Origin of the sequence: Streptomyces justiciae (assembly GCF_015163075.1) — a bacterium.
GTDB lineage: Bacteria > Actinomycetota > Actinomycetes > Streptomycetales > Streptomycetaceae > Streptomyces > Streptomyces justiciae.
Window position 1 is genome coordinate 160,056 of record NZ_JADDXU010000017.1, and the last position, 14,669, is coordinate 174,724.

Consider the following 14,669-nt stretch of genomic DNA (forward strand, 5'->3'; position numbering starts at 1 on the left):
CGAAGGGACAACGGCATGACAGACGGAGTCGACAGCACGAACGGCAGGACGGTACGCCGCAGGACGGTGCTCACCACGGCGCTCGGCGCCGTACCGGTGGCCATGGCGGGCGGGATCGGCGGTGCGGGACCGGCCTCGGCGGCACCGGCCGGGGACCGCGGCGCCGTCGAGGGCCTCACCGTCGAGCACCGCACTGACCCGCTCGGCGTGGACGCGCCTCGGCCGAGATTCGGCTGGCGCACCGCCTCGACCACCCGTGGCCGCCGCCAGACGGCATATCAGATCCTGGTGGCCTCCACGCCCGACCGCCTCACCGCCGGCCGCGCGGACGTGTGGGACAGCGGCCGGGTCGCCTCCGCCGACTCGGTGGCCGTGCGCTACGCGGGGCCCGAGCTGCGCGCCTCGACCCGCTACCACTGGACCGTCCGGGTCTGGGACGAGAACGGCCGCGCGCTCCCGGGCGCCCCGGCCGCCCACTTCGAGACCGGCCTCCTCGGCACCGACGGCGTCACCGGCTGGGACGGCGCCCGCTGGATCACCATGGCCGGCAAGGCGCCGAACAGCGCCGGTGCGCCGCTCCTCAGACGGCAGACGGAGCTGACCGGACGCCGGGTGCGGGAGGCGCGGCTGTACGTGTCCGCGCTCGGCGTGTACGACGCCTACGTCAACGGCCGCCGGGTCGCGGTGCCGCACGGCAGGGGGTCGACCCACGAGCTGCTCACCCCCGGCTGGACGAACTACGACGCCCGCGTCAGTTATCTGACCTACGACGTCACGTCCCTCGTCGCGGGGGAGCGGCAGGTCACGCTCGCCGCCGTGCTGGGCAACGGCTGGTACAACAGCCGGGTCTCGGAGGCGAGTTCGTACTACTCGGCGGACGGCAACCGGCTCGCCCTCAAGGCCAAGCTGCTGATCCGGTACGCCGACGGCTCGACCCAGACCGTGGTGACCGCACCCGGCGCCGACTGGAAGGCCACGGACACCGGTCCCTACCGCGCCGACGACATCTACGACGGGCAGACCTACGACGCCCGCAGGGAACTGCCGGGCTGGACGGCGAACGGCTTCGACACCGCCGGTTGGGCCGGCGTGGAGGAACACGGCTTCGCCGCGAAGTTCCCGGACTCCCGGCTCGTGGCCTATCCGGGAGAGAGCGCCCGGCTGATCCCCGAGTGGGACCGCACACCGCAGTCGGTCACCGTGTACACCGGCGAGCACGGCGAGGCCGCCGCTCTCCCCGTCACCCTTCACCCCGGCGAGACCGCCGTCATCGACCTCGGCCAGAACATGGTCGGCGTCCCCAGCTACTCGCTGCGCGGCCCCGCGGGCGCCCAAGTCGCCTTCAAACCAGGCGAGATGCTCAACGACGACAGCGCGGGCGCGGACGGCCCGGTCGGCTCCGTCTACCGCGCCAACCTTCGCTCGGCCAAGGCGACCAGCACCTACATCCTGAAGGGCGCCCCGGAGGGCGAGACCCACCAGGACTCCCTGACCTTCTACGGCTTCCGCTACGTCTCCGTCACCACGACCGACACCGTGACCCTGACCGACTTCACCGGCCGGGTCGCCACCTCCGCCATCCGTGACATCGGCGCGGTCACCACGGACGACGCCGACGTCAACCAGCTGATCAGCAACGTCCGTTGGGGTCAGCGCGGGAACTACCTGTGGGTGCCGACCGACTGCCCCCAGCGCGACGAACGCCTCGGCTGGACCGGCGACACCCAGCTGTTCTCCAACACCGGCCTCTACAACGCCGACGCGGTGAATTTCCTCAGCCACTTCGAGGAGAGCCTCATCGACTCACAGCGCATCTACGGCCAGGACGGCGCCCAGTTCACCTGGGTCGCCCCCGGCAACCGCTACAACCACCCCGTCCCGGCGAGCGGTTGGGCGGACTGCGGTGTCGTCGTGCCGTGGACCGTCTGGCAGATGTCCGGCGACCCGACCGTCATCGACCGCAGTTGGCCGGCGATGACCAAGTACCTGGACTGGATCCAGCAGCGCACCGGCGACACCTACGCCGGACAGGGCGCCATCTTCGGTGACTGGCTGGCCTTCCAGAACACCGGCACCCAGCTGATGAGCGACGTCTACTACGGCTACAGCGCCCGCCTCATGGCCGACATGGCCCGCGCCACCGGCCGTACCGCCGAGGGCCGCGCCTACGACGAGCTCTTCGCCCGCATCAAGCGGGCGTTCATCGCCAAGTACCTGAGCACCGAGAACGGCACGCTCACCGTCCGCTCCAGCCTCGGCGACCCGCCGCCCACCCCCGGCGACACCCCCACCAAGACCGAGGACAACACCCAGACCGCGCTGCTGTGGATCCTCAAACTCGGCTTCCACGACACCGAGGCCCAGCGCCGCCGGCTGATCACCATGCTGGCGGAGAACATCGGCAACGACGCCGCCTACAAGGCCGCCCACCCCGACAGCACCCGGGTGAACTACCCGGAGAACACCCTCTCCGTCGGCTTCCTCGGCGTGAACGTGCTCGCGCCGGTGCTGACCGACGCGGGCCACGCCGACCTCGCCTACAAGCTCCTGCACCAGGACGCGATGCCGTCCTGGCTGTTCTCGGTGAAGAACGGTGCCACCACGGTCTGGGAGCGCTGGAACTCGTACTCGGAGAAGGACGGCTTCGGGCCGGTCGCGATGAACTCGTTCAACCACTACTCCTACGGCGCGATCATGGAGTGGATGTACGAGAGCATGGCCGGCATCGCCAAGGACCCCGCCCACCCGGGATTCCGGCACTTCTTCCTCAGGCCGCACCTCGACCCGACCGGCAGGATCACCCGGGTGAAGGGCTCGCACCTCTCGCCGTACGGCGAGATCGTCAGCCAATGGGCGGTCAGGGAGCGGGAGTTGACCTACCGGGCCACGGTGCCCGCCAACAGCACCGCGACCCTGCGCATCCCGACGTCCGACCCGGACACCGTCCGCGAGGGCCGCACACCCCTGTCACGCGTCCGGGGTGTGCGGTACCTGGACTTCGCGGACGGCACCGCCTCCTACCGACTGCCCTCCGGGCGCTACGAGTTGGCCTCCGCGCTGGGCTGAGCGCCGACCAGCACCACCTCCAGGGTGCGCGGACCGTGCACCCCCTCGACCCGGTCCAGCTCGATGTCACTGGTCGCCGACGGACCGGAGATCCACGTCAACGGGCGGACGGGGTCGAGGCGTTCGAGGGCCTGCGGCACCGACCCGACGACCTGGTCCGGGACCCGGACGACACAGATGTGGTGGTCCGGCACGAGCGTGATCCGGCGGCGGCCCTGGTCGGGGCCGCCGTCCAGCACGATCGTGCCGGTCTCGGCGACGGCGACCGCGCAGGCCGTGACCACGCTGTCGATCCGGTCCAGTTCGTGCGGGGTGCTCTCGAGCCGGTCGGGCACCTGCTCCGCGTCGGCGTCCGCGAGCCAGGACGGGTCCAGCCCCGGCGGCACGAGGACCGTCTTCGCGCCGCGCGCGGCCAGCATCCCCGCGAGCGTCACCGCGAGGTCGTCGGGGGAGCAACGGTGCACGATCGCGCGGTAGTCGGCGAGGTTCTCGGCGAGGAGTTCGGTGGTCTCCTCGACGGTGCGGTCGCCGTGCTCGCGCAGATACGTGCGCTCGATCGGCGTGTCGTCGCCCGGGGCGTCGGCGAGCGCGCGCCGCACCCGGCCCAGAATCCGTTCCCTGCTGCTCACTCGGCACCGCCCAGATCGCGTTCCCTGCTGCTCACCTGGCAGCGCCCTGAGTCCGTTCCCTCGGTGCTCACTTGGCACCGCCCTTTCCGCCCTGAGTCCGCTGCCACCAGTCACGGAACGGCTCCGCGGGCACGGGTGGCAGATCCCGTGTCTCGCTCCACGCCTTGCCGGGACCCGGCAGCGGCAGGCGGCGCGGATGCAGCCGACGGGTGCGCGAGGCCAGGCGCTGGCCCGCGCGCACGGCGCCGGGGCGGGCGAACGCCCAGCGGGCCGCCCGCATCGCCGCCCGCTCGGCGGCATGCCCCTTGGCCGGCTTGAGCACCACCTTGTTGCCCTCGCGCGTCACCTCGCCGCCCTGCACGACCCGTTCCCGCAGATGCACCAGCACCTCGGGGATGTCGATGGCGACCGGGCACACCTCGTAGCAGGCGCCGCACAGCGACGACGCGTACGGCAGCGAGGCGTCGATCTCGCTTGCCGTGCCCCGGAGTTGGGGGCTGAGGATGGCGCCGATGGGACCGGGATAGACCGAGCCGTAGGCGTGGCCGCCGGCCCGCTCGTACACCGGGCACACGTTCAGACAGGCCGAGCAGCGGATGCAGCGCAGGGCCTGGCGGCCGACCTCGTCGGCGAGGGTGTCGGTGCGGCCGTTGTCCAGGAGGACCAGGTGGAAGGTCTTCGGTCCGTCGCCGTCGGTGGTGCCGGTCCACGTCGACGTGTACGGGTTCATGCGCTCGGCGGTGGAGGAGCGGGGGAGGGTCTGGAGGAAGACCTCCAGGTCCTGCCAGGTCGGCACGATCTTCTCGATGCCGACGACCGAGATCAGCGTCTCGGGCAGGGTCAGACACATCCGCCCGTTGCCCTCGGACTCCACGACCACCAGGGTGCCGGTCTCGGCGACCATGAAGTTGGCGCCGGAGACGCCGACCTTGGCGCGCAGGAACTTCTCGCGGAGGTGGAGGCGGGCCGCCTCGGCGAGTTCCGCGGGCGTGTCGGTGAGGCCCTCGGGGGCGGGGCGGCCCCACTCGCTCATCTCCTTCGCGAAGATGTCCCGGATCTCGCCCCGGTTGCGGTGGATGGCCGGGACCAGGATGTGCGAGGGCCGGTCCTTGCCCAACTGCACGATGAGCTCGGCGAGATCGGTCTCGTAGGCATGGATGCCCGCCTCCTCCAGCGCCTCGTTGAGCCCGATCTCCTGCGTGGCCATCGACTTGACCTTGACGACCTCCGACTCGCCGGTGGCCTTGACGAGTTCGGTGACGATCCGGTTGGCCTCGTCGGCGTCGGCCGCCCAGTGGACGATGCCGCCCGCCGCCGTCACCGACTCCTCCAACTGGACGAGGTAGTCGTCGAGATGACGGAGCGTGTGGTCCTTGATCCGCTTGCCCGCCTCGCGCAGCTCGGCCCAGTCGGAGACCTCGGCGACGGCCTTCTCGCGCTTGGCGCGGATCGTGTGCGTGGCGTGCCGCAGATTGCCGCGCAGGGTCGGGTTGTTGACCGCTTCGTGCGCGGCCTTGGGGAAGGCCGGCATTCCTACGAACGTGCCGCTCATGCCGCCGGCTCCTCCTCCGTGCTCGCCAGGATCTCCGCGATGTGCACCGGCCGCATCTCCGTGCTCAGCCGGGCCATCGTCCCGCCGATGTGCATCAGACAGGAGTTGTCGGCCGCGCACAGCACGTCGGCACCGGTCGACTCGGCGTTGCGCACCTTGTCCGCGCCCATCGCCGCCGAGACATCGGAGTTCTTCAGGGAGAAGGTGCCGCCGAAGCCACAGCACTCCTCCGCCCCCGGAAGCTCCACCAACTCCAGCCCCTTCACGGCCTGGAGCAGCCGCCGTGGACGGTCGCCGAGACCCAGTCCGCGCAGTCCGTGGCAGGTCGGGTGGTAGGTCACCTTGTGCGGGTAGTAGGCGCCCACGTCGGTCACCCCCAGCACGTCCACCAGGAACTCCGTGAGCTCGTACGTCTTCGGCACCACGGGCGCCAGCGCGGTCGCGAGCCCGTCCCCGCGGCCCTCCGCTCGCGCCCGCTCACCCAGCCGCGGATACAGCTCCCGCACCATCGCCCCGCACGAACCGGACGGCGTGACGATCGCCTCGTACTCCCCGAAGACATCGGAGAAATGCCGGGCCATCGGTTCCGTCTCATGCCGGTAACCGGTGTTGTAGTGCGCCTGCCCGCAGCAGGTCTGGGCCATCGGGAAGTCGACCTCGACGCCCAGCCTGGTCAGCAGTTTCACCACGGCGCGCCCGGTGTCCGGATAGAGCGTGTCGTTGACACAGGTCAGGAACAGGGCGACACGCATCGCGGCTCCTTGTGATCGATCATCGGATGAGTGCAGGGTAGTGCGGACCCGCGGCCGGGGGGAGACCCCGCTCACCGCGCGGCGAGCCGGGCCTCCGCCTCGCGCCAAGGCGCGGTGTCCCCCTGGGGCTCGTACCGGGTCAGCGGCTGAGTGCGGGTGAGCAGGGCCCGCCCGTCCGCGAGGTCGTCGACCAGCCCGTGCGCCCGCGCCTGGACCAGCACGTTCCCGAGGGCCGCCGCCTCCGTCGGGCCCGCCACCACCGGCAGCCCGCAGGCGTCGGCGGTCAGCTGGCACAGCAGCGCGTTGCGGGTGCCGCCTCCGACTACGTACACGACGTCGACGGGACGGTCGGCAAGCCGTTGGGCCTCCTCGATCGCCTTGCGGTGCGCGAGCGCCAGCGAGTCGAGGATGCAGCGCGTGATCTCCCCGGGCGTCTCCGGTACCGGCTGCCCCGAGGCACGGCACGCCTCGGCGATCCGCTCCGGCATCCGGCCCGGCGCGAGGAACACCGGGTCGGAGGCGTCCACGACCGACCGCAGCGCCGGCGCCTTCGCCGCGTTGAGGAGCAGCGCCCCCAACTCCGGCTCGCCCCAGGCCCGTACGCACTCCTGGAGCAGCCACAGCCCCATGATGTTGCGCAGATACCGGACCGTGCCGTCGAGCCCCAGCTCGTTGGTGAAGTTGGCGGCGCGGCTCTCCTCGGTCAGCACGGGGGCGTCGAGTTCGAGCCCCGCCAGCGACCAGGTGCCGGTGCAGATGTACGCGAACCGCTCACCGGCCGCGGCCGGGACGGCGGCCACCGCGGACGCGGTGTCGTGCGAACCGACCGTCGTCACCGGTACGGGCCCGCGCAGCCCCGTCTCCTCCAGCACCTCGGCCCGCAGCACCCCGGCAAGGTCACCGGGCTGCCGCAGCGGCGCGAACAACCCGAGGTCGATCCCCAGCCGGGAGGCGACGTCGTACGACCACTCGCGCGTCCGGGGATCGATCAACTGCGTCGTCGAGGCATTGGTGAGCTCGGTGCCCTGCTCGCCGGTGAGCCAGTACGTCAGCAGATCCGGGATGAGCAACAACCGCTGAGCGGACGGGAGTTGATCCTTCGCGGCGACCAGCTGGTAGAGGGTGTTGAAGGGCGCGTACTGCAAGCCCGTGGCGGCGTACAGCTCCTCCGCCGGCACGGTCGCCCACACCTTCTCCGCGACGCCCTCGGTGCGGGAGTCGCGGTAGTGCACCGGGTTGCCGAGCAGCGCCCCGTCGGCGTCCAGCAGGCCGTAGTCCACGGCCCAGCTGTCGATGCCGACGGAGTCGACCTGCCCCGCCGCCTTCAGCCCGTCCAACACCCCGGCGTACAGCGAGAGAACGTCCCACCGCAGCCCCTCCGGCACCCGCACCGGCCGGTTCACGAACCGGTGCGCCTCGGCCAGCTCCAGGCTGTCGGGGCCGACGCGGCCGACCATGACACGTCCGCTGGACGCGCCGAGGTCGACCGCGGCGTACGACTTCACGAGCGCGCTCACCGCAGGAAGGCGGCCGCGACGCCGGCGTCGACGGGGACATGCAGACCGGTGGTGTGAGTCAACTCCCCACCGGTCAGCGCGAAGACGGCGTTGGCGACGTGCTCCGGGAGCACCTCTCGCTTGAGGATGGTCCGCTGCGCGTAGAACTCGCCCAGCTTCTCCTCCTCCACGCCGTACACGGCCGCCCGCTGGGCACCCCAGCCACCGGCGAAGATCCCGGAACCGCGCACCACACCGTCCGGGTTGACCCCGTTGACACGGATGCCGTGCTCACCCAACTCGGCGGCCAGCAGCCGGACCTGGTGGGCCTGGTCGGCCTTGGTGGCGGAGTAGGCGATGTTGTTGGGCCCGGCGAACACGGCGTTCTTCGAGGCGATGTAGACGATGTCGCCGCCCAGATCCTGCGCGATCATCACCCGGGCCGCCTCCCGCGAGACGAGGAACGAACCGCGGGCCATGATGTCGTGCTGGAGGTCCCAGTCCTTGCTCGACGTCTCCAGCAGCGGCTTGGAGATGGAGATGCCGGCGTTGTTGACCACGAGATCCACCCCGCCGAAGGCGAGCGCGGCGGCCTTGAACGCCTCGGCGATCTGCTCCTCGGAGGTCACGTCCACGGTCACGGCGACGGCCTTGTCGGGCCCGCCGAGCTCCTCGGCGACGGCGGAGGCGTTGTCACCGTTGAGATCGGCGACCACGACACACGCGCCCTCGGCGACCAGCCGCTGCGCGATGGCCTTGCCGATGCCGCTGCCCGCACCCGTCACCAGCGCGACCCGGGTCGCCAGCGGCTTCGGCTTCGGCATCCGCTGGAGCTTGGCCTCCTCCAGCGCCCAGTACTCGATCCGGAACTTCTCGGACTCCTCGATGGGCGCGTACGTGGAGACGGCCTCCGCGCCCCGCATCACGTTGATGGCGTTGACGTAGAACTCGCCGGCCACCCGCGCGGTCTGCTTGTCCTTGCCGAAGGAGAACATGCCCACGCCGGGGATCAGCACGATCGCCGGGTCCGCACCGCGCATCGCGGGGGAGTCGGGCAGGGCGTGCCGCTGGTAGTAGGCGGCGTACTCCTCGCGGTAGGCGGCGTGCAACTCCTTCAGCCGCGCGATCGCCTCGTCCAGCGGGGCGGCCGGCGGCAGATCGAGGACGAGCGGGGCCACCTTGGTGCGCAGGAAGTGGTCAGGGCAGGAGGTGCCCAGCGCGGCGAGCCGCGGGTGCTCGGCACGCGCCAGGAACTCCAGCACCACGTCCGAGTCGTTGAAGTGCCCGACCTGGGGCCGGTCCTGCGAGGCGATGGCCCGTACGTAGGGAGCCAGCGCGGCGGCCCGCTCACGCCGCTCACTCTCGCCCAGCGCCTGATACCCCTCGATCACCGGCCCGAAGGGCTCGGCCTTGCCGCGCTCCTCCAGGAACTTCTCGGCGGTCCGGATGATGTGCAGCGAGTTCCGCTCGCACTCCTCGGCGCTCGCGCCCCACGCCGTGATGCCGTGCCCGCCCAGGACGACACCGATCGCCTGCGGGTTGGCCTCCTTGATCGCGGCGATGTCCAGACCCAGCTGGAACCCGGGCCGCCGCCACGGCACCCAGGCCACGGTGTCGCCGAAGCACTCGGCGGTCAGCTTCTCGCCGTCGGCGGCACAGGCGAGCGCGATCCCGGAGTCGGGGTGCAGATGATCGACGTGCGCGGCGTCGACCAGCCCGTGCATCGCGGTGTCGATGGAGGGCGCGGCCCCGCCCTTGCCGTGCAGGCAGTAGTCGAACGCGGCGACCATCTCGTCCTCGCGCTCGACCCCCGGGTAGACATCGACGAGCGCCCGCAGCCGGTCCAGCCGCAACACGGCAAGCCCCGCCTCGGTCAGGGTCCCGAGATCCCCACCGGACCCCTTGACCCACATCAGCTCGACGTCACCCCCGGTGACGGGATCACTATCGATACCTTTCGCCGACGCGTTGCCACCGGCGTAGTTGGTGTTACGGGGGTCGGCACCGAGCCGATGGGAGCGAGCGAGGAGAGCAGCAGCCTCGGGATGTGTAGCCATGACTTCCAGTTCCTTCTAAACAGACAGTTGGTCTACTAGGGGCGCGGGGAACTGCGCGACCAGCCACATACGGCCCGCACCCCGCAACGAAACAGATCCAGGCAGACGCTTACGCCCCCCACCCGGCCTGCTGCCCACCCACCCGCTCAGCCACGATCTTCTCGGCCCACCCGGACCGCCGATACGCAGCCATGGGATCGGCGTCCAACCCCATCTCCTCCCGCACCTCACGAAGCAACGGCCGCACATCCGTGTTGTACGCGTCCATGATCACGGCGTTGGCCTCAAGCACATCCCCGGAAGCCTGCGCAGTAGACAGCGCATCCCGGTCGACCAGCAGCGCCTTCGCCGTCGCCTCCTGCACGTTCATCACGGACCGGATGATCGCCGGAATCTTGGCCTCGATGTTGTGACACTGGTCGAGCATGAACGCGACCTCGGGCGTGAACCCACCCCCGCGCACCACCTCGTACATGATCCGGAACAGCTGGAACGGATCGGCGGCACCGACCATGAGGTCGTCGTCGGCGTAGAACCGCGAGTTGAAGTCGAACCCGCCGAGCTTCCCCTCCCGCAGCAGCGTCGCGACGATGAACTCGATGTTCGTCCCCGGCGCGTGGTGCCCCGTGTCGACCACGACCTGTGCCTTCTCGCCGAGCTTGAGGCAGTGGGCGTACGCCGTGCCCCAGTCCGGCACGTCCGTCGAGTAGAAGGCCGGCTCGAAGAACTTGTACTCCAGCAGCATCCGCTGCCCGTCACCGAGGCGCTCGTACACCTCGGCGAGGCCCTCGGCGAGCCGGTCCTGGCGGCCCCGGATGTCGTCCTGCCCGGGATAGTTCGTGCCGTCGGCGAACCACAGCTTCAGGTCCCGGGACCCGGTCGCGTCCATGATGTCGACGCACTCCAGCAGGTGGTCGACGGCCTTGCGGCGCACCGCCGCGTCCGGGTGGCAGATGCTGCCCAGCTTGTAGTCGTCGTCCTGGAAGGTGTTGGAGTTGATCGCGCCGAGCTTCACCCCGCGCTCCTCCGCGTGCTTGGCCAGCGCGGCGTAGTCCTCCACCTTGTCCCAGGGGATGTGCAGCGCCACGGTGGGCGCCACTCCGGTGAACGCGTGCACCTGCGCGGCATCGTCGAGCTTCTCCCAGGGATCGCGCGGGACACCCTGTTGCGCGAACACCTTGAAGCGGGTCCCCGAGTTCCCGTACGCCCACGACGGCGTTTCGACTGCCTGTGTCTTGAGCGCGGCTTTCACCGCGGCGAGCTCGGTCACTGAGGGCTCCTGTGACGTCGGGTCCGAAGGGTTTCCGAACGGCTTCACTGTGAAACGATTCAAGACGGGAAAGTATGAGCCGACCGGTGGAGTGTCAAGCCCTGCGACCAAGGATGTTGCTCGTGACCCGGCTGTGACCTATGAGTCTCGAAATTTTTTCGACACGAACCCATTGACGTGACATGGGCGCCATGCCTAACGTCCCGGCAACCAAGTTGAAACCTTTCACGACGCCGTGAGGGCAGTCCCCGGGCGTCGTCGAGGAGCCCCTCATGACCCACCCGTCCGACGCGGGACCGGCCCCGGTGCTGGCGCTCAAGGACATCTCGAAGTCCTTCGGAGCCGTACGCGCCCTGCGGGACGTCTCCCTGGAGCTGTTTCCCGGTGAGGTCCACGCCCTCGCCGGCGAGAACGGCGCGGGCAAGTCGACTCTCATCAAGACCCTTGCGGGGGTGCACCGACCGGATGCCGGTCAGGTGCTCCTCGACGGCGAGCCCGTCGTCTTCCACGGCCCCGGTGACGCCCGCGACGCCGGTATCGCCGTGATCTACCAGGAGCCCACGCTCTTCCCCGACCTGTCGATCGCCGAGAACATCTTCATGGGACGTCAGCCCCGGAAGGCCCTCGGCCGGATCGACCACAAGGCCACCCACGCGGCCACCGCCGCACTGATGCAGCGGCTCGGCGTCGAGCTCGACCCCGACCGCCCCGCACGCGGCCTGTCCATCGCGGACCAGCAGATCGTCGAGATCGCCAAGGCGCTCTCCTTCGAGGCCCGCGTCCTGATCATGGACGAGCCGACCGCCGCCCTCACCGGCAGCGAGGTCGCCCGCCTCTTCGGCGTCGTGCGCACCCTGCGCGAACAGGGCGCGGCCGTCCTGTTCATCTCCCACCGGCTGGAGGAGATCTTCCAGATCTGCCGGCGGGTCACCACGCTCCGCGACGGTGCCTGGATCTCCAGTGAGCTCCTCGACGGCATGACCGAGGACGACCTGGTGCGCCGCATGGTCGGCCGCGACCTCGACGAGCTCTACCCCAAGCAGGACGTCGAGGCCGGCGATGTGGCGCTCAGCGTGCGCCGGCTGACCCGGGAGGGCGTCTTCACCGACGTCTCCTTCGACGTCCGGCGCGGCGAGATCGTCGGCCTCGCCGGACTCGTCGGCGCCGGCCGCACCGAGGTCGCCCGGGCCGTCTTCGGCATCGACCGCTGGGACGCGGGCGAGGTCGAGCTCGACGGCAAGAAGCTCACCAACGGAGCCCCGTCGGTCGCGATGGCCTCCGGACTCGCCCTCGTCCCCGAGGACCGGCGCGCCCAGGGCCTGGTGATGGACATGTCCATCGAGCGCAACATCGGCCTCACCGGACTTCGTACGACCGTGAAGGCCGGCCTGATGGACCGCGGCGCCGAACGCAGCCGGTCCCTCGACTGGGCCGTCAAGCTCCAGGTCAAGTACGCCCGCATCGCCGACACGGTCAACACCCTGTCCGGCGGAAACCAGCAGAAGGTCGTCCTCGCCAAGTGGCTCGCCACCGGCCCCAAGGTGCTGATCGTCGACGAGCCCACCCGCGGCATCGACGTCGGTACCAAGGCCGAGGTGCACCGGCTCCTGAGCGAGCTGGCCGCCGACGGTGTGGCGGTCCTGATGATCTCCTCCGACCTGCCCGAGATCCTCGGCATGGCCGACCGCGTGCTCGTGATGCACGAGGGCCGGCTCACCGCCGAGATCCCGCGCTCCGAAGCAACCGAGGAATCCGTGATGGCAGCAGCCACCGGGAGGGCCGCCGCATGACGGTCACCACCCCCGACAAGGCGCCCGTCGCCGAGGTGCCCAAGTCCAGCGGCACCCGGCTGGTGGACCGCGTCTTCAAGATGCGCGAACTCGCCATCCTGGTCGTCTTCCTGGTGATGATCGCCATCACCCAGGCCGGCAACAGCGAGTTCCTGTCCGAACAGGGCATCAAGGACCTGCTCCTCAACGCGACCATCCTGGTGCTGGTCGCCACCGGCCAGTCCCTGGTCGTGATCACGAGGAACGTCGACCTGTCGGTCGGCTCCACCCTCGGCATCAGCGCCTTCGCCGCCGGCAACTACCTCCAGGGCGGCGGGAACTCGGTCGTCGCGATCGCCCTCGCCGTCCTCCTGGGCATCGGGTTCGGCCTCGTCAACGGTCTGCTCGTCAGCCTCGGCCAGGTGCCCGCCCTCGTCGTCACCCTCGGCACGCTCTACATCATCCGCGGCATCGACTCCATCTGGGTCGGCTCCCGGCAGATCACCGCGGCGGGCCTCCCGGACGGCTTCATCAACTTCGGCTCCGGCGGCATCTCCGCCGTGCCCTACCTCGCGCTCATCGCGCTGGCGGTCCTGGTGGCCACCGCGTACTACCTCAAGCACTTCGGCAGCGGCCGCGAGCTCTACGCCCTCGGCTCCAACCCCGAGGCCGCCCGCCTCGCCGGCATCCCGGTCCGCAAGCGGATCCTCGCCGCGTACACCTTCTGCGGGGCCCTCGCCGGTCTCGCCGGCGCGATGTACCTGGCCCGGTTCGGCAACGTCGACTCCGGCACCGGCAACGGCTACGAACTCACCGTCGTCAGCGCGGTCGTCGTCGGCGGTGTCGTCTTCACCGGCGGCTCCGGCAGCGTCTACGGCGCGGCCCTCGGCGCCCTGCTGCTGACCTCCATCAACAGCGTGCTGCCCGCCCTCGGCGTCAGCTCCGTCTGGGTGCTCGCCATCAACGGCATCCTGCTCATCCTCGCCATCGCGGTCGACCGGATCGTCGCGCTGCGCGTGGCCTCGGCCCTGAAGAAGAGGAACGCCCGCCATGCCTGAGTCACTCGAGCGAGCGAGCCGCTGGTCCGACGCGGTGCGGTGGGACACGATCGTCGGAGCGCTGCTGATCGTCGTGCTCCTGCTGTCCTTCGGAACGGTCGACGGCTTCGGAAACGCTCTCAACCTGTCGTTCCTGATCGGAAACACCCTTCCGATCGCCCTGATCGCCCTCCCCATGACCCTGCTGGTCGTCTCGGGCGAGATCGATCTCTCCGTCGCCTCCACCGCCGGACTCTCCGGCGCCGTGATGGGCTACCTGTGGAACCAGGGCATGACGATCGAGGTGATCATCCCGATCTGTCTCGTGCTCGGCGTGGTCTGCGGCCTGATCAACGGCCTGCTCGTCACCCGGCTCGGACTGCCCTCCCTCGCCGTCACCATCGGCACCCTCGCCGCCTACCGGGGCATCGCACAGATCGTGCTCGGCTCGGACGCGGTGACCGACTTCCCCACCCAGTACCTGGACTTCGCGGCCGGCCGGATCGGCGACACGTTCGTCCCGCAGGCCTTCGTGCCCTTCCTCGTGCTGCTCGTGATCGCCGTGATCGTGCTGCACGCCACGGCGTTCGGGCGGGCCACGTTCGCGATCGGCGCGAGCGAGGAGGCCGCGCGGTTCGCCGGCATCCGCGTCAAGCGGCAGAAGCTCATCCTGTTCACGGTGACGGGCCTGATGGCCTCGCTCACCGGCATCTTCTGGGCGCTGCACTACGCGTCCGCTCGCTACGACAACGCGACGGGGCTCGAACTGTCCGTCATCGCCGCGGTGTTGCTCGGTGGCATCGACTTCGACGGCGGCAAGGGCACGTTGGGCGGCGCCATCGCCGGGGTGTTCCTGCTGGGGGCGTTGCAGAACGTGATGAGCCTCCAGGACGTCTCCGCCCAGTCGCAGATCGTCGTCACCGGAGTCCTGCTGGTGCTGTCCGTACTCGGTCCGCGAGTCGCCAAGCAGATCGCAGTGGCCAGGGCGCAAAGGCTTACGTCTTAGCGCCGTTTGAAGCTGCGGGTTCGCTGTGGCTGGTC

At 70.2% G+C, this 14,669-nt stretch carries 10 protein-coding genes; 4 read left to right on the forward strand and 6 right to left on the reverse strand.

The window, feature by feature from the left end; all coding sequences use genetic code 11:
- Positions 1 to 15 precede the first annotated feature (15 nt).
- The gene (locus IQ210_RS36695; RefSeq protein ID WP_194083554.1) at positions 16 to 3,066 is read left to right on the forward strand and encodes an alpha-L-rhamnosidase; all 3,051 of its coding nucleotides are present in this window, start codon (positions 16 to 18) and stop codon (positions 3,064 to 3,066) included.
- Here the strand turns inward: IQ210_RS36695 and IQ210_RS36700 are convergent.
- The 6 genes from IQ210_RS36700 to rhaI all read right to left on the reverse strand — a co-directional run bounded on the left by IQ210_RS36700 (position 3,039) and on the right by rhaI (position 10,822).
- Entirely contained in the window at positions 3,039 to 3,695 is a 657-nt protein-coding gene (locus IQ210_RS36700) for a LutC/YkgG family protein (RefSeq protein WP_194083555.1), read from the reverse strand. The genes IQ210_RS36695 and IQ210_RS36700 overlap by 28 nt on opposite strands.
- A 67-nt stretch (positions 3,696 to 3,762) precedes the next feature.
- The gene (locus IQ210_RS36705) at positions 3,763 to 5,247 is read right to left on the reverse strand and encodes a LutB/LldF family L-lactate oxidation iron-sulfur protein (RefSeq protein WP_194083556.1); all 1,485 of its coding nucleotides are present in this window, start codon (positions 5,245 to 5,247) and stop codon (positions 3,763 to 3,765) included.
- Positions 5,244 to 5,999: a (Fe-S)-binding protein gene (locus IQ210_RS36710; RefSeq protein ID WP_194083557.1), complete on the reverse strand. Its 756-nt coding sequence runs from the start codon at positions 5,997 to 5,999 to the stop codon at positions 5,244 to 5,246. Before IQ210_RS36710 ends, IQ210_RS36705 begins: the two co-directional genes overlap by 4 nt.
- Positions 6,000 to 6,070: 71 nt before the next feature.
- On the reverse strand, positions 6,071 to 7,504 hold the full coding sequence (locus tag IQ210_RS36715) for a rhamnulokinase (RefSeq protein WP_194083624.1): 1,434 nt from the start codon (positions 7,502 to 7,504) through the stop codon (positions 6,071 to 6,073).
- Positions 7,505 to 7,512: 8 nt separating this feature from the next.
- Positions 7,513 to 9,552: a bifunctional aldolase/short-chain dehydrogenase gene (locus IQ210_RS36720; protein WP_194083558.1), complete on the reverse strand. Its 2,040-nt coding sequence runs from the start codon at positions 9,550 to 9,552 to the stop codon at positions 7,513 to 7,515.
- Between the two features lie 109 nt (positions 9,553 to 9,661).
- Positions 9,662 to 10,822 (reverse strand): L-rhamnose isomerase, encoded by a 1,161-nt coding sequence (gene rhaI / locus IQ210_RS36725; RefSeq protein WP_194083559.1) that lies wholly within the window; start codon positions 10,820 to 10,822, stop codon positions 9,662 to 9,664.
- A 272-nt stretch (positions 10,823 to 11,094) separates the two neighbouring features.
- Between rhaI and IQ210_RS36730 the strand changes: the two genes are divergently transcribed.
- The 3 genes from IQ210_RS36730 to IQ210_RS36740 are packed head-to-tail and all read left to right on the forward strand — an operon-like array spanning position 11,095 to position 14,634.
- A complete protein-coding gene (locus tag IQ210_RS36730; protein WP_194083560.1) occupies positions 11,095 to 12,612 on the forward strand; it encodes a sugar ABC transporter ATP-binding protein in 1,518 nt (505 codons plus the stop codon).
- Positions 12,609 to 13,649 carry an ABC transporter permease gene (locus IQ210_RS36735; protein ID WP_194083561.1) on the forward strand — a complete coding sequence of 347 codons (1,041 nt, stop codon included), beginning with the start codon at positions 12,609 to 12,611 and terminating at the stop codon, positions 13,647 to 13,649. Before IQ210_RS36730 ends, IQ210_RS36735 begins: the two co-directional genes overlap by 4 nt.
- Complete coding sequence (locus IQ210_RS36740) at positions 13,642 to 14,634, forward strand: ABC transporter permease (protein WP_194083562.1); 993 nt, start codon at positions 13,642 to 13,644, stop codon at positions 14,632 to 14,634. The genes IQ210_RS36735 and IQ210_RS36740 overlap by 8 nt, the downstream gene beginning before the upstream one ends.
- Positions 14,635 to 14,669: the final 35 nt, after the last annotated feature.